The sequence below is a fragment of the Bradyrhizobium ingae genome (genome assembly GCF_055791185.1).
Map to the genome: position 1 here is coordinate 109,887 of NZ_JBVUBB010000008.1, position 20,192 is coordinate 130,078.

At 65.5% G+C, this 20,192-nt stretch carries 19 protein-coding genes and 1 other RNA gene; 16 read left to right on the forward strand and 4 right to left on the reverse strand.

Annotated features, from left to right (window positions below; genetic code table 11):
• Nucleotides 1-72: 72 nt before the first annotated feature.
• A complete protein-coding gene (gene tkt, locus ACV1FX_RS14795; protein ID WP_473118292.1) occupies nucleotides 73-2,055 on the reverse strand; it encodes a transketolase in 1,983 nt (660 codons plus the stop codon).
• 374 nt (nucleotides 2,056-2,429) lie between these two features.
• Between tkt and ACV1FX_RS14800 the strand changes: the two genes are divergently transcribed.
• From ACV1FX_RS14800 to ACV1FX_RS14820, 5 genes are all read left to right on the forward strand, one after another.
• Complete coding sequence (locus tag ACV1FX_RS14800) at nucleotides 2,430-2,750, forward strand: DUF4164 domain-containing protein (RefSeq protein ID WP_473118293.1); 321 nt, start codon at nucleotides 2,430-2,432, stop codon at nucleotides 2,748-2,750.
• Complete coding sequence (locus ACV1FX_RS14805) at nucleotides 2,747-3,130, forward strand: cell division protein ZapA (RefSeq protein WP_473118294.1); 384 nt, start codon at nucleotides 2,747-2,749, stop codon at nucleotides 3,128-3,130. The genes ACV1FX_RS14800 and ACV1FX_RS14805 overlap by 4 nt, the downstream gene beginning before the upstream one ends.
• 50 nt (nucleotides 3,131-3,180) lie before the next feature.
• Nucleotides 3,181-3,341, forward strand: a non-coding RNA gene (ssrS, locus tag ACV1FX_RS14810) — 6S RNA.
• 202 nt (nucleotides 3,342-3,543) lie between these two features.
• Nucleotides 3,544-4,146, forward strand: a complete 603-nt coding sequence (locus ACV1FX_RS14815; protein WP_473118295.1) for a 5-formyltetrahydrofolate cyclo-ligase — start codon at nucleotides 3,544-3,546, stop codon at nucleotides 4,144-4,146.
• Nucleotides 4,124-4,948, forward strand: a complete 825-nt coding sequence (locus tag ACV1FX_RS14820) for a TIGR00282 family metallophosphoesterase (RefSeq protein WP_473118296.1) — start codon at nucleotides 4,124-4,126, stop codon at nucleotides 4,946-4,948. The genes ACV1FX_RS14815 and ACV1FX_RS14820 overlap by 23 nt, the downstream gene beginning before the upstream one ends.
• A 202-nt stretch (nucleotides 4,949-5,150) precedes the next feature.
• Here the strand turns inward: ACV1FX_RS14820 and ACV1FX_RS14825 are convergent, their stop codons facing one another.
• Together ACV1FX_RS14825 and ACV1FX_RS14830 are read right to left on the reverse strand one after the other, a co-directional pair.
• Complete coding sequence (locus ACV1FX_RS14825) at nucleotides 5,151-6,575, reverse strand: methyl-accepting chemotaxis protein (RefSeq protein WP_473118297.1); 1,425 nt, start codon at nucleotides 6,573-6,575, stop codon at nucleotides 5,151-5,153.
• A 217-nt stretch (nucleotides 6,576-6,792) separates the two neighbouring features.
• The gene (locus ACV1FX_RS14830; protein ID WP_473118298.1) at nucleotides 6,793-8,535 is read right to left on the reverse strand and encodes a methyl-accepting chemotaxis protein; all 1,743 of its coding nucleotides are present in this window, start codon (nucleotides 8,533-8,535) and stop codon (nucleotides 6,793-6,795) included.
• A 211-nt stretch (nucleotides 8,536-8,746) separates the two neighbouring features.
• Between ACV1FX_RS14830 and ACV1FX_RS14835 the strand changes: the two genes are divergently transcribed.
• The 9 genes from ACV1FX_RS14835 to ACV1FX_RS14875 all read left to right on the forward strand — a co-directional run bounded on the left by ACV1FX_RS14835 (nucleotide 8,747) and on the right by ACV1FX_RS14875 (nucleotide 15,482).
• Entirely contained in the window at nucleotides 8,747-9,493 is a 747-nt protein-coding gene (locus ACV1FX_RS14835) for a YebC/PmpR family DNA-binding transcriptional regulator (RefSeq protein WP_473118299.1), read from the forward strand.
• Nucleotides 9,494-9,696: 203 nt separating this feature from the next.
• Nucleotides 9,697-10,224 carry a crossover junction endodeoxyribonuclease RuvC gene (gene ruvC, locus ACV1FX_RS14840; protein ID WP_473118300.1) on the forward strand — a complete coding sequence of 176 codons (528 nt, stop codon included), beginning with the start codon at nucleotides 9,697-9,699 and terminating at the stop codon, nucleotides 10,222-10,224.
• A complete protein-coding gene (gene ruvA, locus ACV1FX_RS14845) occupies nucleotides 10,221-10,838 on the forward strand; it encodes a Holliday junction branch migration protein RuvA (protein WP_473118301.1) in 618 nt (205 codons plus the stop codon). The genes ruvC and ruvA overlap by 4 nt, the downstream gene beginning before the upstream one ends.
• Nucleotides 10,839-10,884: 46 nt before the next feature.
• A complete protein-coding gene (locus tag ACV1FX_RS14850; protein ID WP_458149396.1) occupies nucleotides 10,885-11,304 on the forward strand; it encodes a cytidine deaminase in 420 nt (139 codons plus the stop codon).
• A complete protein-coding gene (gene ruvB, locus ACV1FX_RS14855) occupies nucleotides 11,301-12,350 on the forward strand; it encodes a Holliday junction branch migration DNA helicase RuvB (RefSeq protein ID WP_473118302.1) in 1,050 nt (349 codons plus the stop codon). Before ACV1FX_RS14850 ends, ruvB begins: the two co-directional genes overlap by 4 nt.
• 95 nt (nucleotides 12,351-12,445) lie before the next feature.
• Nucleotides 12,446-13,315: a DUF6869 domain-containing protein gene (locus ACV1FX_RS14860; protein ID WP_473118303.1), complete on the forward strand. Its 870-nt coding sequence runs from the start codon at nucleotides 12,446-12,448 to the stop codon at nucleotides 13,313-13,315.
• Nucleotides 13,316-13,400: 85 nt separating this feature from the next.
• Nucleotides 13,401-14,318: a metallophosphoesterase gene (locus ACV1FX_RS14865; protein WP_473118304.1), complete on the forward strand. Its 918-nt coding sequence runs from the start codon at nucleotides 13,401-13,403 to the stop codon at nucleotides 14,316-14,318.
• 167 nt (nucleotides 14,319-14,485) lie between these two features.
• Nucleotides 14,486-14,938, forward strand: coding sequence for a tol-pal system-associated acyl-CoA thioesterase (gene ybgC, locus ACV1FX_RS14870; protein ID WP_473118305.1), 453 nt, complete (start codon nucleotides 14,486-14,488; stop codon nucleotides 14,936-14,938).
• Between the two features lie 76 nt (nucleotides 14,939-15,014).
• The gene (locus ACV1FX_RS14875) at nucleotides 15,015-15,482 is read left to right on the forward strand and encodes a nuclear transport factor 2 family protein (RefSeq protein ID WP_473118306.1); all 468 of its coding nucleotides are present in this window, start codon (nucleotides 15,015-15,017) and stop codon (nucleotides 15,480-15,482) included.
• Nucleotides 15,483-15,564: 82 nt separating this feature from the next.
• Here ACV1FX_RS14875 and ACV1FX_RS14880 read toward each other — a convergent pair whose 3' ends face one another.
• Nucleotides 15,565-16,281, reverse strand: coding sequence for a glutamine amidotransferase-related protein (locus ACV1FX_RS14880; RefSeq protein ID WP_473118307.1), 717 nt, complete (start codon nucleotides 16,279-16,281; stop codon nucleotides 15,565-15,567).
• A 156-nt stretch (nucleotides 16,282-16,437) separates the two neighbouring features.
• On the opposite strand from ACV1FX_RS14880, the gene ACV1FX_RS14885 reads away from it, so the two are divergent.
• Both ACV1FX_RS14885 and ACV1FX_RS14890 read left to right on the forward strand, forming a co-directional pair.
• On the forward strand, nucleotides 16,438-18,522 hold the full coding sequence (locus ACV1FX_RS14885; RefSeq protein WP_473118308.1) for a hydantoinase/oxoprolinase family protein: 2,085 nt from the start codon (nucleotides 16,438-16,440) through the stop codon (nucleotides 18,520-18,522).
• A 2-nt stretch (nucleotides 18,523-18,524) separates the two neighbouring features.
• The gene (locus tag ACV1FX_RS14890) at nucleotides 18,525-20,189 is read left to right on the forward strand and encodes a hydantoinase B/oxoprolinase family protein (RefSeq protein ID WP_473118452.1); all 1,665 of its coding nucleotides are present in this window, start codon (nucleotides 18,525-18,527) and stop codon (nucleotides 20,187-20,189) included.
• Nucleotides 20,190-20,192 lie beyond the last annotated feature (3 nt).

The window sequence follows — 20,192 nt, forward strand, 5'->3', positions numbered from 1 at the left end:
CGCCCGGTTCGGCCGGGCGGTACTTGATCATATGGGGAGCTTGGTAGTCCTTTTTTCCGGCAAGCTCAACTCTCAGGAAACGCGCTTCAGGACAGCGTTAACCGCAGCCTCGGCGGTAATTCCAAAGTGCTTGAAAAGGTCCTTCGCCGGCGCGCTCGCGCCGAAGGAATGCATGCCGATAAATTCACCATCCTGGCCGATCACGGCATCCCAGCCCCAGCGTACTGCAGCTTCGATTGCGACCTTGACCGGCGCATTGCCGATGATGGCGGCACGCTTGGCCTCTGGTTGCGCTAACAAGAGTTCGAGCGAGGGCACTGAGACCACCCGCGTCGCGATGCCGCGCTCGGCGAGCTGCTTCTGGGCGGCGACTGCGATTTCAACCTCGGAGCCCGAGGCGAACAGCGTCACCTTGGCTTCACCCTGGGCGGCGACCAGCTCATAGGCGCCGTACTGGCAGGGGTTCTCGTTGGCGGAGGTTCGGAGCTGCGGCAGGTTCTGGCGCGTCAACGCCAGCACGGTGGGGCCGTCGATGCGATTCAGCGCCAGCTCCCAGCACTCGGCGACCTCGATGGAGTCGCAGGGACGGAACACGCGCATGTTCGGAATCGCGCGCAACGCGGCAAGATGCTCGACCGGCTGATGGGTCGGCCCGTCTTCGCCAAGCCCGATGGAATCGTGGGTCATCACATAGACGACGCCCGCGCCCATCAGCGCGGCAATGCGCATCGCGGGCCGCGCGTAATCGGTGAATACCAGGAAGGTCGCGCCGTTCGGCGCGAAGCCGCCGTGCAGGAAGATGCCGTTCATCGCGGCACACATGCCGTGCTCGCGGATGCCGTAATGGATGAAGCGGCCCTTCGGCGTCTTGGCGGAGAAGGCCACGGCCGACTTCGCCTTGTTGTTGTTGGAGCCGGTGAGATCCGCCGAACCCGCCAAAAATTCCATCGGCATCGCCGCGGCGATCGCCTCGATCGCTGCTTCCGAGGATTTGCGCGTCGCGACGTTGAGGGGATTTTCCAGCAGGCCCTTCTTGTGTGCCTTCAGCGCCTTCGCAAGCGATGCAGGGCGCTCATGGCGCAGGCGCCGCTCGAACTCGGCGCGCTTGCGGCTGCCGAGTTCGCCAAGTCGCGCTTCCCACTCCTGCCGTGCGGCCGCGCCGCGGCTGCCAGCCGCGCGCCAGGCCTTGAGCACGTCATCTGGCACCGAGAACGGCTCGAGCGAAATGCCGAGATTTTCCTTTGCGGCCTTCAGCTCGTCGGCGCCGAGCGCCTCGCCATGCACCTTCGCGGTACCGGCCTTATGCGGCGCGCCATAGCCGATGGTGGTGCGGCAGGCGATCAGCGTCGGCTTGTTGGATTTCTTGGCGCGCGTGATCGCGGCTGCTATCGCGGCCTGGTCCTGGCCGTCGATCTTTTCGGCGGCCCAGCCCGCCGACTTGAAGCGCTTCACCTGGTCGACCGAGTCCGCGATCGAGGTCGGGCCGTCGATCGAGATGCCGTTGTCGTCGTAGAGCACGATCAGCTTGCCCAGCTTCCAGTGCCCGGCCATGGCGATCGCCTCCTGCGACACGCCTTCCATCAGGTCGCCGTCGGAGGCGAGCACGTAGGTGTGGTGGTCGACGATCTTCTTGCCGAACTCGGCCGCCAGCATCTTCTCGGCGAGCGCCATGCCGACCGCGGTGGAAATGCCCTGGCCGAGCGGGCCGGTGGTGGTCTCGATGCCCTTGGTGTGGAAGTTCTCGGGGTGACCGGGGGTCAGCGATCCCAGCTGGCGGAAGTGCTTGAGCTGGTCCAGCGTCATGTCCTGATTGCCGGTCAGGAACAGCAGCGAATAGAGCAGCATCGAGCCGTGACCGGCCGACAGCACGAAGCGGTCGCGGTCGGGCCAGGCGGGTGCCTGGGCGTCGAATTTCAGGAACTGCGTGAACAGGACGGTCGCAACGTCGGCGGCTCCCATCGGCAGTCCGGGATGGCCGGACTTGGCCTTCTCGACCGCGTCCATCGAAAGCCCGCGGATCGCGTTGGCCATACGGGTGGGATCGACCTGCGTCATGTCTGAAATCCGTCTGAATTGAGGCGCTTGGTGGCGGTGTACGCCCGCGCGGGGAAGGAGCCTTTCGGCCGCTGAAGGTCGGGCGCTGGATAGCATCTCGGTTCCGGGAGTCCAAGGCAATCGAACGTCGTCCCCGGCCGAAAAGTTGCGCCAGGCGGGGTGGTCCGGAAGGCCCGCAGCACCAATCGCGCGCGACAGGAACCGGTCGGGGCGGGATGCCCGATCCCGATCTATCGGTGCATAGTTTCGCGGCGACGTTGCGCTTGGCTTCCCTGCCACGTAAATTTCTGCTTCTAAGCGCTTGCCGAACCGAGTCTTTTGCCGGACGGCAAGTCCTGATGAAAAGGCCAACACAGAGGTCCGTCGCTGACTGCATGAGCGATCGCGCTGCCAACAGTTCCGCCATGACGGAGTCCGCCGCCGTCGAGATCGAGATCGCGACACGCAGACTCACGGCGGCGCTCGACGCGCTGGAGAGCGCGGTCGAGCGACGGCGCGATGCCGATCGCGACGAGAACGAACTCGCCACGCGCATTCAGGCTCTGGGCACGGATCGCTCGCGGCTCGCCGACGAGCTCGACGGTGCGTTGATGAAGGCGCGCAAGCTCGAGCGCACCAATCGCGAAATCTCCGATCGGCTGGATGCTGCGATCGTCACGATACGTTCGGTGCTGGATACCGGAGAGGACGGATGAGCCACATCAACGTCACCATCAACGGCCGGCAATATCGCATGGCCTGCGAGGAAGGGCAGGAGGTGCGGCTGCTGAAGCTCGCCGAAGGCCTGGAGTCGCGAATCCAGAACCTGCGCGGAAAATTCGGCGAGATCGGCGATGCGCGGCTCACCGTGATGGCGGCGCTCACCGCATGCGACGAGCTGGTCGACGCCGGCAACCGCATCCGCACGCTGGAAGCCGAGGTGAGTGAGCTGCGGGATTTCCGCAATGCCGCCGCCGAACGCGCCCGGATGACGCAGACCGCGGTGGTCAATGCGCTCAACGCGGCCGCCGAACGCATCGAGAAATCGACCCAGGTCCTGAACCGGACCGTCGGCAACGGGATTGCGATCGGCTGACCATCACGGCGGGCTGGCGATTCGTCAGCGTCGTTGCTAGATTGCGTCAAGCGAAGCTGTGGCGCGCGTCAGGAGCCATATATCCCCGGGGCCTTATCGATCCTTTAGGGAACTGTCCCTGGCCGGGCCCGTGGGCCCGGACATATGGTGCCCACCTACTTTCGTAGGGAACTCCGGGATCGAGTGCTTCAACGGCGTCTACGGCTTCGCGCTTTGTTTGCCTGGTTTGTGCCTGTCTAATTGCGTTCTCGACAACCCGGTTCAATCATTCTCAGTGTCATGCCCCGCGAAAGCGGGGCATCCAGTACGCCGCAGCGTCGAGGTTCAAGCACTGGCGTCTCTGGAATACTGGATCACCCGCCTTCGCGGGTGATGACAGCAGAGTTGGCTCTGCCATCGAGGGAATGATTTCGATGCCTGCGCACTCACAGAAATCCGAGCTCCGCGCCAAAGCCCTCGCCAAACGCGATGCGCTCAGCGAGAAGAAGCGCGCCGCTGCCGCCGCAAAGCTCGGCAAACGCGGCCTGCCGTTCGAGATCGTGCCCGGCAGCATCGTGTCCGGCTATTCGCCGATCCGCAGCGAGATCGATCCGGTGCCGCTGATGCAGAAGCTTGCGGCCGAAGGCGCGCGGCTGGCGCTGCCCTGCGTCACCACGCGCGGCAAGTCGCTGATCTTCCGCATCTGGCATCCGAGCGACCGGCTGATGCTCGGCCCGCTCGGCATTCCCGAACCATCGCCGGCGGCGGCCGAGGTCATTCCCGACATCATGTTGACGCCGCTTGCCGCGTTCGACCGTCTCGGTCACCGGATCGGCTACGGCGCGGGACATTACGACTTCACCTTCGCGCATCTGCGCAAGACCAAGCATGTCCTCGGCATCGGGCTCGCCTTTGCGGCGCAGGAGATCGAGGCCGTTCCCGCACTATCGCACGACGTCGCGCTGGATTATGTGCTAACGGAAACGGACGTGTTCGATTTCCGGAGTTCTGAAGTTGCGCATTCTCTTCGTGGGTGACGTCGTCGGCCGGGCCGGCCGTGCGGCGATCGCCGAGCACCTGCCCAACATGGTTCGCGACTGGTCGCTCGATTTCGTCGTCGTCAACGGCGAAAATTCCGCCGGCGGATTTGGGATCACGGAAGCGATCTATCAGGAACTGCTGGACGCGGGCGCCGACGCAGTCACGCTCGGCAACCATTCCTGGGACCAGCGCGAGGCGCTGGTGTTCATCGAGCGCGCCGAGCGCCTGGTGCGGCCTGCGAACTATCCGCGCGGCACGCCGGGCCGCGGCGCCGCCCTGGTCGAGACCAAGAACGGCCGCCGTGCGCTGGTCGTCAACGCGCTGGGCCGTGTCTTCATGACGCCGTTCGACGATCCCTTCGTCGCGCTCGAGCGCGAGCTCGGCGCCTGTCCGCTGCGCGAGGCGGCCGATGCGATCGTGGTCGATTTCCATTGCGAGGCGACCAGCGAGAAGCAGGGCGTCGGCTTCTTCTGCGACGGCCGCGCCAGCCTCGTCGTCGGCACGCATACGCATGTGCCGACCGCCGATCACCAGATCCTTCCCGGCGGCACCGCCTACATGACCGACGCCGGCATGACCGGCGACTACGATTCGATCATCGGCATGCAAAAGGAAGAGCCGCTGCGCCGTTTCACCTCCGGGATTCCGTCCGGCCGTTTCGAGCCGGCGATGGGTACGGCGACGCTGAGCGGGGTAGCGGTGGAGACGGATGATGCAACGGGGCTCGCACTGCGCATCGCTCCGGTGCGTGCGGGCGGCCGGCTCGAGCCGGCAACGCCGAGGTTCTGGTTGAGCTGAATTTTCGTGCGGCATTGACAGTGCACCCTCTCCCTGTGCGGGAGAGGGTGGCTTCGATGCGATGCATCGAAGCCGGGTGAGGGGTTCTATCCGCGAACGAATCTCTTGCAGTTGAATTCGCGGAAGCACCCCCTCATCCGGCGCGCTGCGCGCGCCACCTTCTCCCGCAAGGGGAGAAGGGACGGCAGCGTGCTCTGCGCCGTCAGCCCTGCCTAAATCCCATCCGGAACGCGCCCCAGTGCTTGCCGCGGACGATGATCGGTGAGGACAGATCCTTCATCAGCACGAACTGGCCGCCGCCCATGTCGCGGCGGTAGGTTTGCAGCAGGAACGGCTTTGTGTTCGCCGCGACCTTCTTCACCGCGCGATCGTTGAACAGGCGGCGGTTGCGGCAATTGGCGTTGTTCCAGACGGGGTCCTTGCCCTGCGGCAGGCGATAGTTCGGATTGTGGGTCGGCAGATAGCCGCCCTTTGCCCAGGCGACGCAGAACACGATGCGCGGATCCGATTTCTGGATCGGGTCCTGGATCGCCGGCAACACGCGGTCGGTGAAGTTGACGTAGTCGGTGAGATATTGCTTGGGATCGGTGCCGGGAATCTCGCGATATTTCTCGTCCATCAACTGATCGAGTGAGAGCTCGCCACGGTCGATGGCGGCCTCGAACTCGGCCGAGATGCGCTTGGCGGTGTCGACGACGACGCGGATCAGCGGCGCGTCCGACGTCTCCACGCCACTGTCGGCGATCAGCGCGATCAGGCCCTCGGAGGTGTCGAGCAGCTTTGCCACGCGCTCGTCTGCATTCTTGAGATCGCGCGAGGAGAGATCGACGCCCTTGGCAAGCTCGCTGAGCTCCGAGATCACGGTGTCGCAATGGCCGAGATTGGAGGTCGCGGCGCGCGCGACGCTGTCGATCTCCGCGCCCACGGAGGCAAAGCCCTGCTGCACGCGCGAGATGATGCCGGAAATCTGCTGTGCGCCGTCGCCGGCGTTCTTCGCGCGCAGCGAGGCATCGCCGCTCTCGCCGATCAGGCTGCCGATCTGGCCGTCGAGATCGCGTACGGTATCCGAGATCTGTTGCGTGGCCTGGCGGGTCGCTTCCGCGAGGCTCTTCACCTCGCTCGCCACGACGGCGAAACCGCGGCCGGCGCTGCCGGCGCGCGCCGCCTCGATCGTGGCGTTGAGCGCGAGCAGGTTGGTCTGCTTCGCGATCGCCTCGATCGAGCCGGAGACCTTGGCGACCTGGCTCAGCGCCGAGCCGACTGCGGCGAGCCGCGTCTCGATGCGAGCGACCGCCGCGACGAGTTCGGAGATGTGGCTGACCGCGGTCTCGACCGCGTCGCGCGACTGCGCGATCTCGCTGGCGGCGGTGGATGTCGTCGATTGCACCGCCTGCGATGCATTGGCGATGTCGCGATTTGCCGAGACCATCGTCTCGGCCGTCTTCTGCAGATGGTGGAACCGCTCCGACTGGCTGGCGACGCGGTTCGCAACCTCCTGGACGTTGCCGGCGATGTCGGCGAGCTCAACGCCGAGCCCGCCGATGCGATCGGCGAGCTGGTCTATGAGCCGTTCGGCCAGCGTCCGGTTGGATGACGTGTCCATGACTGCACGCTGCACGACGGACATGTTCGAACTTCCTTCAGTCGGAGTCGCCTATCGACTCGCTACGGCATTCCCATTCCCATTCCAAAGCGTGAGTCGTTTTAATGCTGATTCGCGCTTTGCCGTCTTGCCTGAGCGTGCACTAGGAGCGCGATGACACCAGAGTGAATTGCCATCGTGCCCCGGTCTTTGTGAGCGCATGATCTTTTCGGAACCGCTCCGTACTTCCCCGGGTCGTGCTTCAAAGCTTGTAGGCCGTCCGGAACCCGCCCCAGTGCCGGCCCTGCACGCGGATCGGCACGTCGATCTCGCGCATCATCACCGTGTTGCCGTTGCCCATGTCGCGCGCGTAGCTCTGCACCAGGTAGGAGCGCAGATTGCGCGCCGCAGCGAGGCCCGCCGGGTCGTCGAAAATGCGCCGGTTGCGACTGTTCGCAGTGTTCCAGGCGATGTCGCCCGGTCGCTGCGGATGCGAATAGATCTTGTTGTGCACCGGCAGGAAGCCGTTGCGGTCGACCATGGCGCAGAACGCCATGCGCGGATCCTTCGCCAGGAATGCTTCCTGGAACGAGGGGAGGGCACGGTCGGCCCAGTCGAGATATCTTGTGCGATACTGCGGCGGATTGGTGCCGGCAATCTCCGCATAGTTGGCGTCGAAGAGATCGTCGAGCCTGATCTCACCACGCGCGACCGCCTGTTCGAAGATCTTCGTCAGCGCAGCGCCCGCTTCCATCGCGCGGGTCACGAACTCGGTGTTCTCTTCGCGGATCGACCAGAGCTTGTCCTCGATCTTTTCGCGCAGCTCGGCATTCGGCGCCTGGAACTGCGCCCGCGCACCGGCCTTGGATTGATCGGTGACGCGTAGGCGGCAGGTGCCGATATCCTGGAGCAGGCCGTCAATGGTTTCGTGCAGCGAAAGCCTCGCGGCGTCGGCGCCGCCGATCAAGACGCCGTCAATCGCAATCTCGTAGACCGGCATCGCTGCCCGGCCACGCCCGATCTCGAACTTGAGATGGCAGGGCAACCGCTCGGCCTTGCGACGGTCGTCGCCATCGCTCTGCCTGAGCAGCACCGCGCAGCGCGATTTCAGTTTCTGGGCGAACGTCGTGACCGCCTTGCCGGCGCTGGAGACGCTCTCGCCATGCGCCTCCGCCGCCTTGGTGGCGGCGTCGATCTCGGCGGCGCTTTCGCCGACGGACACGATGAATTGGGATGCGGTCGCGGCGTTGCCCGAGACTTCGCTGGTGGTCGCGGTCTGCTCGGCGACCGCGCCGTTGACGGTGTCGAACACCGGGCGGATCGCCTCGATCGCCTGCGAGATGCGGTGCACGGCTTCCGCCGAGCCCGCCGCATCCCTTTGCAGTGCATCGATCTTCCTGGTGATCTCCTCGGTCGCGCCCTGGGTCTGCACCGCGAGCGCCTTCACCTCGGTCGCAACGACGGCAAAGCCTTTACCTGCCGCGCCGGCGCGCGCGGCCTCGATGGTCGAGTTCAGCGCGAGCAGCGTGGTCTGGCGCGCGATCTGCGCGATCAAATTGACGACGTTGCCGATCGCGGCGGAGGATTCGCGCAGGCGGTCGACATTGGCGCGGGCTTCTTGCGCGGCGGCGCTGGCAGCATCGGCGAGCTTGCCGGCCTCGCGGACCTGGGCGCCGATGCCTTGCGCCGACTGGGTGAATTTCTCGGCCGCGCTGGCAAAGGTGGTGGCGGTCGATTGCGCGACGCTGCTGCGCCCCGTGAGCGCATCGGTGCGCTCGCGGATGGTCGCGAGCGTGTTGGCGGTCGCTTCCGCCCCGCCGGCGACCGATTGGGCCGCGCGCTCGAGCTGGCGGATCATCGCGCCGAGCTCGAGTTCCAGAAGCTCGAGGATTTCCCTGGCCGAATCGCCCTCCGGTGCGGCAACGGGCTCGCCGACGGCTTGGGACACCGGTGACGCAACCGCGGCCTGTTCCGGCAGACGCTTCCGAAGTAGTCCGAAGGCCATCGGGGCACTCTTGTCGGGGGACGGGATGGGGATAGTTTCACATCCCCAAATGAAGTCAGGGTTAACAGATGCCTGATGGCAGCGTATCCGACTTACTATAATACCTCCAAGTATGCCCTTTCATTCCGGGGGTGTCGCGGCCTATAAGGCCCGCGCTTCGATCACTTACCTTGCCCCTGACCTTGACTGACGATTCCTCAAGAGACCACGCATGGCCGGACATTCCCAATTCAAGAACATCATGCACCGCAAGGGGCGGCAGGATGCGCAGAAGTCGAAGCTCTTCGGCAAGCTGGCCCGCGAAATCACCGTCGCGGCCAAGCTCGGCACGCCCGATCCCAACATGAATCCGCGCCTGCGCGCGGCCGTGATCGCGGCGCGTCAGGAGAACATGCCGAAGGACAATATCGAGCGCGCCATCAAGAAGGCGCTCGGCAATGAAGGCGAGAACTATGACGAGATCCGCTACGAGGGCTACGGCCCCGGCGGTGTCGCCGTCATCGTCGAGGCGCTGACCGACAACCGCAACCGCGCGGCCTCCGACATCCGCTCGTTCTTCACCAAATCCGGCGGAAATCTCGGCGAGACCGGCTCGGTGTCCTTCATGTTCGATCGCACCGGCATCATCGAATATGACCGCAGCGTCGCTTCCGACGACGCTGTGCTCGATGCCGCGATCGAGGCCGGAGCCGACGACGTGATCTCCGGCGAGAATGGCCACGAAATCTACGCTTCGACCGAAGGCTACCGCGATGTAGCCAAGGCGCTCGAGACGAAGTTCGGCGAGCCGCGCAAGGCCGCACTGATCTGGAAGCCGCAGAACACGGTCGCTGTCGACGACGAGACCGGCGAGAAGCTGCTGAAGCTGATGGACCTGCTCAACGAGCACGACGACGTCCAGAACGTCTACGCCAACTTCGAGGTGTCTGACGCGCTGATCGCGAAGATGGGCGGCTGAGGTCGTCTCGTGTCCCGGACGCGACGCGGCGTGAAACGCTGCGGCGCAGGGGACCACTCTTCCCGTGCCGATGAGGGATGGGCCCCGGTTCAGCAGCGCATCACTGCGTGCTGCGCTGCGCCCGGCGCACGAAAGCTCAGTTCCCCTGTTACTTTCGTTCCGTTTCTGTTTCCCTCCTTCCGGCCAGCCGCTATCACTGGCCCATGATCGCGCCCCCGATTCGCCAGCCCGTCCGCATCATCGGCATTGACCCCGGCCTGCGCCGCACCGGTTGGGGCGTGATCGAGGCAGACGGCAATCGCCTCGTCTACGTCGCCTGCGGCTCGGTGGAACCGCCGGAGGGGCTGCCGCTCTCGAGCCGGTTGCTGGCGATCCATGAGGGGTTGGCTTCCGTGCTATCCGGCCACAAGCCGATGGAAGCGGCCGTCGAGCAGACCTTCGTCAACAAGGACGGCGTTGCGACGCTGAAGCTCGGCCAGGCCCGCGGCGTCGCCATGCTGGCGCCTGCGATGTTCGGCATCACGGTTGCCGAATACGCGCCCAACCAGGTCAAGAAGACCGTCGTCGGCGCCGGCCACGCCGACAAGAACCAGATCGCGGTGATGCTGAAGATCCTGCTGCCCAAGGCCGAGCCGCCGTCGGCGGACGCCGCCGATGCCCTCGCCATCGCCATCACTCACGCGCATCACCGGCAGAGTGCCGCGCTAAGGCTGAAAGTGGTGGGGATATGATCGGCAAGCTCAAGGGCCTGATCGATTCCTACGGCGAGGATTTCGTCATCCTCGACGTCGGCGGCGTCGGCTACCAGGTGCATTGCTCGACGCGTACGCTGCAACATCTGCCTTCGCCCGGCGAAGCCGCCGTGCTGTCGATCGAGACTTATGTCCGCGAGGATCAGATCAAGCTGTTCGGCTTCCGCACCGACCAGGAGCGCGAATGGTTTCGCCTGCTCCAGACCGTGCAGGGCGTCGGCGCCAAGGTCGCCCTCGCGGTGCTCGGCACGCTGCAGCCTTCCGATCTCGCGAATGCGATCGCGCTGCGCGACAAGGCCGCGGTGTCGCGCACGCCGGGCGTCGGCCCCAAAGTCGCCGAGCGCATCGTCACCGAGTTGAAGGACAAGGCGCCGGCTTTTGCCAATGTCGATCCGGCGGTGGTGCATCTTGCCGGCGCGGTCGACGAGCAGCGCGCCCCGCGCCCCGTCGCGGACGCGATTTCGGCGCTGGTCAATCTCGGCTACGGCCAGCCGCAGGCGGCGGCGGCCATCGCCACGGCGTCACGCAATGCCGGCGAGAATGCGGAAACCGCGCAGCTCATTCGCCTGGGTCTGAAAGAATTGTCGAAATAGACTATCCTGCGCGGCCGCTGACTGACGAAGGAACGCATTTTCCGCCATGCTGAGCAAAGAAGACAAGGAACTCATCGCTGCCGCGACCGCGGCGATCAGCCAACGCTATCGTAATGACTGGCAGGAGGTGGGGGCGGCGATGCGCACGCGCGACGGCCGCATCGTCACCGGCGTGAACATCGACGCCTATATCGGCCGCATCGCGGTCTGTGCCGAGGCGATCGCGATCGGGCGCGCCATCACCGAGACCGGAGACCGCGGTATCGAGACCATCGTCGCGGTGCGCCATCCCAAGCCAGGCGAGCCGGGCGATATCGCCGTCGTCTCACCCTGCGGCATCTGCCGCGAGTTGATCCATGACTATGATGCCAAGGCGCGGGTCATCGTTCCCGACAACGGCCGCGAGCCGAAGGTCGCGAGTATTGGCGAACTGCTGCCGAACAAGTACCGGCGAGGCAACGAGTGAACACGCCCTCCCGCATCGTCACGCCCGAGCGCCGCAGCGACGATGTCGGCGACACGGCGCTGCGCCCGCAGTCGCTCACCGAATTCGTCGGCCAGCAGCAGGCGCGCAAGAATCTGTCCATCTTCATCGATGCGGCGCGCAAGCGCGGCGAGGCACTGGATCACGTGCTGTTCGTCGGTCCCCCCGGTCTCGGCAAGACCACGCTGGCGCAGATCGTGGCGCGCGAGCTTGGCGTCGGCTTTCGCGCCACGAGCGGCCCCGTGATCGCCAAGGCCGGCGATCTCGCTGCGCTGCTGACCAATCTCGAAGAGCGAGACGTGCTCTTCATCGACGAGATCCATCGCCTGAGCCCTGCAGTGGAAGAGGTGCTCTATCCCGCGATGGAGGATTTCCAGCTCGACCTCATCATCGGCGAGGGTCCGGCGGCGCGCTCGGTCAAGATCGAGCTGGCAAAGTTCACCCTCGTCGGCGCGACGACGCGCGCCGGCCTTCTCACCAATCCGCTGCGCGATCGCTTCGGCATTCCGATCCGGTTGAATTTCTATACGGTCGAGGAGCTGGAAGGCATCGTCACCCGCGGCGCGCGCGTGCTCAATGTCGGCATGAACCCGGACGGCGCCAACGAGATCGCGCGCCGCGCCCGCGGCACGCCGCGCATCGCCGGCCGCCTGCTGCGGCGGGTGCGCGACTTTGCCTCGGCTGCGAACGCCGAAACCATCGATCGCGAGATCGCCGACCACGCGCTGAGTGCGCTGGAGGTCGACGCCGCGGGCCTCGACGCCATGGACCGTCGCTACCTCTCGACGATCGCACTGAACTATGGCGGTGGCCCGGTCGGCGTCGAGACCATGGCGGCCGCCCTGTCCGAGCCGCGCGACGCGATCGAGGACATCATCGAGCCCTATCTGATCCAGTGCGGCTATCTCCAGCGCACCCCGCGCGGCCGTCTTCTCACCACACATGCCTTCCGCCATCTCGGCCTCGCTGAGCCCTCGCGCGATACGGCACAGTTCGGCTTGTTCGGCACGGACGAGAGCGACGACTAGAGCGACGTTGAACCCACCTGTTTCGTGCTCCCACTAATGCGAACGCGCGGCGATCGGGGTCGCCAGCGCAACGCACATTGGCTGGAGTGGGAAGAATGGGGCTGAGTGAGCACACAACATTGCTTGAAGCCGTCGCGTCCGCACCGCAACTGCGGACGCCTGACGAGACCGAAGCGTTCCTCGATCCGATGCCGTTGGCCGAGCTGGCCTCGATGTGGTGCGCGCTTCAGCGCGTCAGTCGGCGAGACCAGGCCGGCAGCGTCTGGGCGCTAAAACTCTATTTCGATCATCTGCCGCATCGCCGGCCGCAGCGCGCGCTCGATCTCATCCTCGACGTGCTGAAGACCGAGACCGACAAGCCGACGGTGATGCAGCTGAACGACAAGTTCTTGCTGGCGCTGCTCTATGCTCATGGCAACGAGGTGATCGCGCGCATCGAGCATGAGGCGAAGCACAATGCGCGGCTGCGCTGGCTGCTCGGGGGCGCGCATCTCGGCGAGGAGGAGCCGCTGATGCGACGCATCGCCGGGATCGCCAATGGTGCAGCCTGGCACGCCGATCACATGGCCCAGCGCACCCCGCGCGAGCCGCTCGATTGCGCCGGCATGTCGCTGTCCGAACTGGCGCAGGCCTGGATCGAGCAGTATTCCAGGTCCGACCGCGACCAGGACGACAATCTGTTCGCGATGATGGATTTCGAGCGCGAGCTGCGCGAGGACGATCCCGACCGGATGATCGACCTGATCCTGGAGATCCTCAGGGTGGAGTCCAATCCCGTGCTGCTGTCGCTGCTGGCGGCAGGCCCTCTCGAGGACGTGATCAGCCTGCGCACGATCGACCGTATCGAGCGCGAGGCCCGCGCCGACACGCGATTCCATGACTTGCTCGGCGGCGTCTGGTATTACCGGGCGTCCGACGAATTGAAGACGCGTCTGGATGCGCTGGTCGGCGTGAGGGACCGTTAACGTTTCTGCTGACGATCTGCACAAGCGCACCCCAATTCCGCTTCAATCGGAGGACATTGAGGCAAGGCATCACACCCGGTTCCACATGATCTCTCGGCGCGCTTTCTTTCGGTCCATCGGCGGTCTGTCCGCTGTCGGCGTTTCCACCGCGGCTTACGGCGTCGGGGTCGAGCCGGAGCGGCTCCGCATCACCCGCTATCACCCGATGCCGAAGCAGTGGCCGGCCGACTTCCCGCTCCGGATCGCCGTGATCGCCGATATCCATGCCTGCGATCCCTGGATGTCGCTGGAGCGGATCCAGGGCATCGTCGAGCATACCAATGCGCTGAATGCCGATCTCATCGTCATGCTCGGCGATTACGTGACCGGACATCACCACGTTACGCGGATCATTCCAGCCCCCGAATGGGCCGCGGTGCTGGCAGGCCTCAAGGCCCCGCTCGGCGTTCACGCCATCATGGGCAATCACGACTATTGGGAAGACAAGGCGGTGCAGCGCATCCTGCGCGGCCCGACGGTCGCCCATCGCGCGCTCGAAGCTGCCGGTATCCCCGTCTACGAGAACGACGCCGTGCGCCTCACCAAGGACGGCCGCGCGTTCTGGCTTGCCGGGCTCGGCGATCAGCTCGCTTTCATGCCGGCGGCGCGTCAGCGCCCGGTACCGCATTTCGGCACGGACGATCTCACCGCGACGCTCGCCAAGGTCACTGACGATGCGCCGGTCATCCTGCTCGCGCACGAGCCCTATATTGCGGAGCGCGTCCCTACGCGGGTCGCGCTGCAACTCTCCGGCCACACCCATGGCGGCCAGGTGCGCCTGTTCGGCTGGTCGCCGGCGGTGCCGCCGCGCCACGGCGTGCGGCTCGCCTACGGTCATTTCAAGCTGAAATGCGACGTCATTATTTCGGGCGGCCTCGGCTGTAGCATCGTGCCGATGCGCGTCGGCGTGCCGCCCGAGATCGTCGAGGTGACGCTGGGGCGGACGGTGCAAACAGTATCATAGCCGTCCCGCTTGCGCGGTCGGCCGATTTTGCGCAAAACGGGCTCTGAAGCGCGATGAAATCAGGATGAATCGTCATCGCGCTTCAGGTTGTTGTTTGAGCATGATCTTTCCGGAAACTCGCTTCACGTTTTTCCGGATCGTGCTCTGGACAGCGAAAGGCTTGCGCAATGACTGCCCATCTCGACGGCGAGATCCGCGACGGCCGCCATCACATGCAGGTCCGCGTCTACTACGAGGACACGGATTTTTCCGGCATCGTCTATCACGCCAACTATCTGCGCTTCATGGAGCGCGGGCGCACCAACCATCTGCGGCTGATGGGTGCGGAACAGCAGGCGCTGTTCGAGCAGGTCGAGACGGAAGATGCCGGCTTTGCTTTCGTGGTGCGCTCGATGCGTCTGGATTTTCTCAAGCCCGCGCGCATGGACGACGTGCTCGACGTCGTGACCTGGCCGATCGCGGTGAAGGGAGCCTCCATCATGCTGGCGCAGGAGGTGCGCCGCAGCGAGGAAGTGCTGGTGAAAGCGGAGGTGCGCGTCGCCTTCATCAGCGGCGGCCGCGCCCAGCCGATCCCGAAATCGATCCGCACCCTGATGAAGGGCGATGTGATTTCGAAATGAGGCGATAGGGACGGGACCATCGACTTCCCGGCGCGTGAGCGTAGATTTGCGCAGCCCCCAACCGATGAGGCCAGCCATGTCGCGCCCGCCGCTTCCGCCGTTCACGAGAGAGTCCGCCGCGCAAAAGGCCCGTATGGCCGAGGACGCCTGGAATTCACGCGATCCGCAGCGTGTTGCGCTCGCCTATACCGAGGACAGCCGCTGGCGCAATCGCTCTGAAGTGTTTCAAGGGCGCGAGGCGATCGTCGCCTTTCTCACCCGCAAATGGGCCAAGGAGCTCGACTACCGTCTGATCAAGGACCTCTGGGCCTTCGACGGCAACCGCATCGCGGTGCGCTTCCAGTACGAATGGCACGATACCAGCGGCCAATGGTATCGCTCCTACGGCAACGAGCAGTGGGAGTTCGATGAGCACGGGCTGATGAAGCGGCGCGAGGCCTCCATCAACGATATCGCGATCGCAGAGAACGATCGCCGCTTCCACTGGCCCGCGCCGGGGCCGCGGCCTGCGGACGTGGTGGGGCTGGGGGACAATCCGTTTTAGGAGCTTGCGAGAACTTAAGAGCTCGGCGCTGCTTTTCCCTCTCCTCTTGCGGGAGCGGGTGGCTGTGGCAGCATCCCGCAAACTAAGGAGTTGTCGCTCGCCTCGTCAGAAACCTCGTGATCGCCCCGCCGAGCTTGGCGCTGTCCAGCGGCTTGGCCAGTGACGCCTTTGCGGTGGCGACGACGTCGTCCGGCGCGTGGCCTTCGCGGAGCTCGCAGCAGACTTGCGCAAAGCCCACGTCGAACTCCGGATGCGGCTGCACGGAGAGCGTCGTGCCGCCATCATAGAGCAGGCCGGCATGCGGTGCGAATTCCGAGTACAGGATTGTTCGCGCGTTCTGCGGCGGCTCGATGATTTGGTCCTGGTGCGAGCAGGCAATGGCGAGCTGTTCGCCGTCGATGACGCCGTTGTTCGGAGCCACCTGATAGACGTGCCGGCCGATGCCCCAGCCCTTGTCCGATTTGCGGACCACGCCGCCGAGCGCCTGCGCGATCAGTTGATGGCCGAAGCAGACCCCGACCATCCGCGTCCGATTGGCATGGACAGCGCGCACGAATTCTTCGAGCGTCGCGATCCAGTCGAGCCCGTCATAGACGCCGGCCGCTGCGCCGGTGATCAGGATCGCCTCCAGCCCGCGCGTGTCGGGGAGCGCCTCGCCATCCGGGATGCTGACGACGTCGAATGTGCTGGAGGGATCCTCAGTGCGGATCATGCGCTCGAACATGTCCGGAAACGAGCCGTGGCGCTCGCGAAGTTTGCGAGGGATGGCTCCGGTTTCGATGATGGTGATGCGTGCCATGTCGTCAAAGGATATGAGGTGGCTCGCGCTGATGCAACCTCAGTCGCTATCGCATAGGTGCCCGGCAAAATCATGGAGTGCGTTGCCATCGGCGGAGTCGATGGCATACAAATTGCTGAACACCTGGACCTGTCGATCAGCACGGAGACATCTGGAATGCATGAGGGCGCCGAAGTGCGGCTTGCCGTCGATATCGGTGGAACGTTCACCGATATCGTGCTGGATGTGGGACAGGATCGCAAGACGCGCAAGGTGCTGACGACGCCGACGCGTCCGGAGCAGGCGGTGCTCGACGGCATGCGTCTCATTCTCGCCGACGCGCAGGCGCATATCAGCGATATCGACGTCTTCATTCACGGCACGACGCTGGCGACCAACGCGATCATCGAGCGCCGCGGCGCCAAGACCGCGCTGATCGCGACAGACGGTTTTCGCGACGTGCTCGATATCGGCACCGAGAGCCGCTACGATCAATACGATCTCACCATCGACAAGCCGAGACCGCTGGCGCCCCGTTCCCTGCGCTTCACCGTTCCCGAGCGCGTCGATGCGCAGGGCGCGGTGCGGCTGCCACTGGATGAGGCTGCGGTGCGCGCACTGGTGCCGCAATTGCGTGCGCTGAAGGTCGAAAGCGTCGCGATCGCCTTCCTGCACTCCTACGCCAATCCCGAGCATGAACGGCGCACGGCCGCGATTATCGGGCAGGAGATGCCCGGCATCTCCGTGACGATGTCGTCGGCGGTCTGCCCCGAGATCCGCGAGTATGAGCGCACCTCGACCGCAGTGGCCAATGCCTATGTGCAGCCTTTGATCGACGGTTATCTCGCGCGCATGGCCGAGGCGCTGGCGGTCGAGCAGTTCCGCGGCGCGATCTATCTCGTGACCTCAGGCGGCGGCGTCACGTCGATCGAGACGGCGCGGCGCTTTCCGGTGCGCCTCGTCGAATCCGGTCCCGCGGGCGGCGCGATCTTCGCGGCGCAGATCGCGGCACGGCTCGGCGAAAGCAAGGTGCTCTCGTTCGACATGGGCGGCACCACCGCAAAAATCTGCCTGATCGAGAAGTATCAGCCGGAGACCTCGCGGGTGTTCGAGGTCGATCGCGCCGCGCGCTTCTTGAAGGGCTCGGGCCTGCCGGTGCGCGTTCCCGTGATCGAGATGGTCGAGATCGGGGCTGGCGGCGGCTCGATCGCGCGGATCGACGCGATGAAGCGCGTCACCGTCGGTCCCGAGAGCGCATCATCCGAGCCGGGCCCCGCCTGCTATGGCCGCGGCGGCTCGCGTCCCGCGGTGACCGATGCGGACGTTGCGCTGGGCATGATCGATCCCGACGCCTTCGCCGGCGGCACGATCAGGCTCGATCCCGAACAGTCGAAGGCAGCGCTGCTGCGCGATGTCGGCGAAGCCCTGGGCCTGTCTGCGGAGAATGCCGCCTACGCCGTGCACGAGGTTGTCTGCGAGAACATGGCGAGCGCGGCGCGCGTGCACGCGGTCGAGCGTGGCGCGGTGGTCGGCCAGCACACGCTGATCGCCTTCGGCGGCGCCGCGCCGCTGCATGCGGCGCGCGTTGCCGAGAAGATCGGCGTCTCCCGGGTGATCGTGCCGTCCAACGCCGGCGTCGGTTCGGCCGTCGGGTTTCTGGCCGCGCCCATTGCCTATGAGCTGGTGCGCAGCCGTCATGTCCGGCTCGACGACTTCGACACCGCGGGGGTCTCGAACCTGCTGCAGGAGATGGCGACCGAGGCGCGGGCGCTGGTCGAGCCCGGCGCTGCCGGCGCGCCGGTACGTGAGCGCCGCGCCGCCTTCATGCGCTATGTCGGCCAGGGCCACGAGATCACGGTCGAGCTGCCGAACCGTCCACTGACCGCGGCCGATCTTGCCGGCCTGCGAAAGTCCTTCGAGGCGGATTATGCCGCGATGTTCGAGCGCCCGATCCCGGGCGCTGCCATCGAGGTGCTGAGCTGGTCGGTGCTTGCGACCACCGAGCCGCGCAATCCACCGATGGTCGACGCCGTCGCGCGCAAGCCGGCCGGCAAGGCATCCGGCAGCCGCAAATTCTACGACGGAAGGGCAGGGCGCCTCGTCGAAATCCCGCTGTACCGCCGGGAGGACATGACGCCCGGCGCAACCGTCGCCGGTCCCGCCGTGATTGCGGAAGACGAGACCTCGACATTCGTCTCGACGAGCTTTGATGCCCACATCGACGGTGCCGGCAGCATCGTCATGGAACGAAAGGCGGCATGACCATGACTGGCGCAAGCACCAGCCTGATCGATCTTCAGATCATGTGGCACCGGCTGATCGCGGTGGTGGAGGAGCAGGCGCAGGTGCTGCTCCGCACCGCCTTCAGCCCGATCGTGCGCGAATGCGGCGATCTCTCCGCCGGCGTGTTCGACCTCCGCGGCCGCATGCTGGCGCAGGCCGTGACGGGCACGCCGGGTCACGTCAACTCGATGGCGGAATCGGTCAAGCACTTCATCGCGCACTTTCCGCTTGCGACGATGAAGGAAGGCGACGCCTACATCACCAACGATCCCTGGATGGGCACCGGCCACCTCAACGACTTCGTCGTCACCACGCCCTGCTTCAAGAACGGCAAGCTGGTCGCGCTGTTCTCATGCACCAGCCATCTGATGGACATCGGCGGCATCGGCTTCGGACCCGACGCCACCGACGTCTTCATGGAGGGGCTCTACATCCCCATGCTGAAGCTGATCGACCAGGGCGTCGTCAACGGGACGCTGATGGCGATGATCCGCACCAACACGCGGCTGCCGATCGACACCGAGGGCGACACCTATTCGCTCGCCGGCTGCAACGATGTCGGCTGCGAGCGCCTGGTCGAGATGATGACCGAGTTCGGCATCGACACGCTCGATGAACTCGGCGATTACATCTGCGACCGTTCGCGCGAGGCGGTGCTCGCCGAGATCGCGAAGCTGCCGAAGGGAAGCTGGCGCAATACCATGATCGTCGACGGTTATGATGCGCCGGTCACGCTGTCGGCGATGCTGACGATCTCGGAGAAAGGCATTCACGTCGATTTCACCGGCACGTCGCCGGCCTCGCAGTTCGGCATCAACGTGCCGCTCTCCTACACCACCGCCTACACCGTGTTCGGCCTCGGCTGCGTCGTCGCCTCGGAGATTCCCAACAATGCCGGCTCGCTGTCGCCGCTGACGGTGTCGGCGCCATCGGGCGCGATCCTCAATGCACCAAAACCCGCGCCGGTGGCTTCGCGCCACGTGATCGGCCAGATGCTGCCCGACGTCGTGTTCGGCTGCCTGCGCCAGATCATCCCGGAGCGCGTCCCGGCCGAAGGCACCTCGTGCCTGTGGAATCTCAACGTGCGCGGACAGACGCGTTCCGGCGCCGGCGGCAATTACGGATTCTCGATGGCGGTGACCTCTAATGGCGGCACCGGTGCGCGCTTTGCCAAGGACGGGCTGTCGGCAACCGCCTATCCGAGCGGGGTGCGCGGCACGCCGGTCGAGATTGCGGAGACGCAGACACCGCTGATCTTCTGGCGCAAGGAGCTGCGCCCCGATTCCGGCGGCGCGGGTCGCACCCGCGGCGGTCTCGGCCAGATCATCGAGGTCGGCAGCGGCGTCGACGCGCCGTTCGACATCCTGGCAGCGTTCGACCGCATCGATCATCCGCCGCGCGGCCGCGATGGCGGGCACGACGGCGAGGCTGGCTATGTCGGATTGAAGTCCGGCAAGAAGATGCGCGGCAAAGGTTTCCAGACCGTACCGCCCGAGGACCGCCTCGTCGTGATGACGCCGGGCGGTGCCGGCATCGGCGATCCCCGGGAGCGCGAACGGACCAGTGTGCAGGAAGATGTCGAGAGCGGGCTGGTCTCGGCAGACAATGCGGTTGCGATCTACGCGCTCGCCGAAATCACATCGTGATCC

Bases quoted from the DNA above. Each gene is read 5' to 3' on its own strand.
- ACV1FX_RS14805 (WP_473118294.1), top strand. From the start codon at position 2,747: ATGAGCCACATCAACGTCACCATCAACGGCCGGCAATATCGCATGGCC.
- ybgC (WP_473118305.1), top strand. From the start codon at position 14,486: ATGACTGCCCATCTCGACGGCGAGATCCGCGACGGCCGCCATCACATG.
- ACV1FX_RS14800 (WP_473118293.1), top strand. From the start codon at position 2,430: ATGAGCGATCGCGCTGCCAACAGTTCCGCCATGACGGAGTCCGCCGCC.
- ACV1FX_RS14875 (WP_473118306.1), top strand. From the start codon at position 15,015: ATGTCGCGCCCGCCGCTTCCGCCGTTCACGAGAGAGTCCGCCGCGCAA.
- ruvC (WP_473118300.1), top strand. From the start codon at position 9,697: ATGATCGCGCCCCCGATTCGCCAGCCCGTCCGCATCATCGGCATTGAC.
- ACV1FX_RS14835 (WP_473118299.1), top strand. From the start codon at position 8,747: ATGGCCGGACATTCCCAATTCAAGAACATCATGCACCGCAAGGGGCGG.
- ACV1FX_RS14825 (WP_473118297.1), bottom strand. From the start codon at position 6,575: ATGTCCGTCGTGCAGCGTGCAGTCATGGACACGTCATCCAACCGGACG.
- tkt (WP_473118292.1), bottom strand. From the start codon at position 2,055: ATGACGCAGGTCGATCCCACCCGTATGGCCAACGCGATCCGCGGGCTT.
- ACV1FX_RS14850 (WP_458149396.1), top strand. From the start codon at position 10,885: ATGCTGAGCAAAGAAGACAAGGAACTCATCGCTGCCGCGACCGCGGCG.
- ACV1FX_RS14815 (WP_473118295.1), top strand. From the start codon at position 3,544: ATGCCTGCGCACTCACAGAAATCCGAGCTCCGCGCCAAAGCCCTCGCC.
- ACV1FX_RS14880 (WP_473118307.1), bottom strand. From the start codon at position 16,281: ATGGCACGCATCACCATCATCGAAACCGGAGCCATCCCTCGCAAACTT.
- ACV1FX_RS14885 (WP_473118308.1), top strand. From the start codon at position 16,438: ATGCATGAGGGCGCCGAAGTGCGGCTTGCCGTCGATATCGGTGGAACG.
- ACV1FX_RS14865 (WP_473118304.1), top strand. From the start codon at position 13,401: ATGATCTCTCGGCGCGCTTTCTTTCGGTCCATCGGCGGTCTGTCCGCT.
- ruvA (WP_473118301.1), top strand. From the start codon at position 10,221: ATGATCGGCAAGCTCAAGGGCCTGATCGATTCCTACGGCGAGGATTTC.
- ACV1FX_RS14890 (WP_473118452.1), top strand. From the start codon at position 18,525: ATGACTGGCGCAAGCACCAGCCTGATCGATCTTCAGATCATGTGGCAC.
- ACV1FX_RS14830 (WP_473118298.1), bottom strand. From the start codon at position 8,535: ATGGCCTTCGGACTACTTCGGAAGCGTCTGCCGGAACAGGCCGCGGTT.
- ACV1FX_RS14860 (WP_473118303.1), top strand. From the start codon at position 12,446: ATGGGGCTGAGTGAGCACACAACATTGCTTGAAGCCGTCGCGTCCGCA.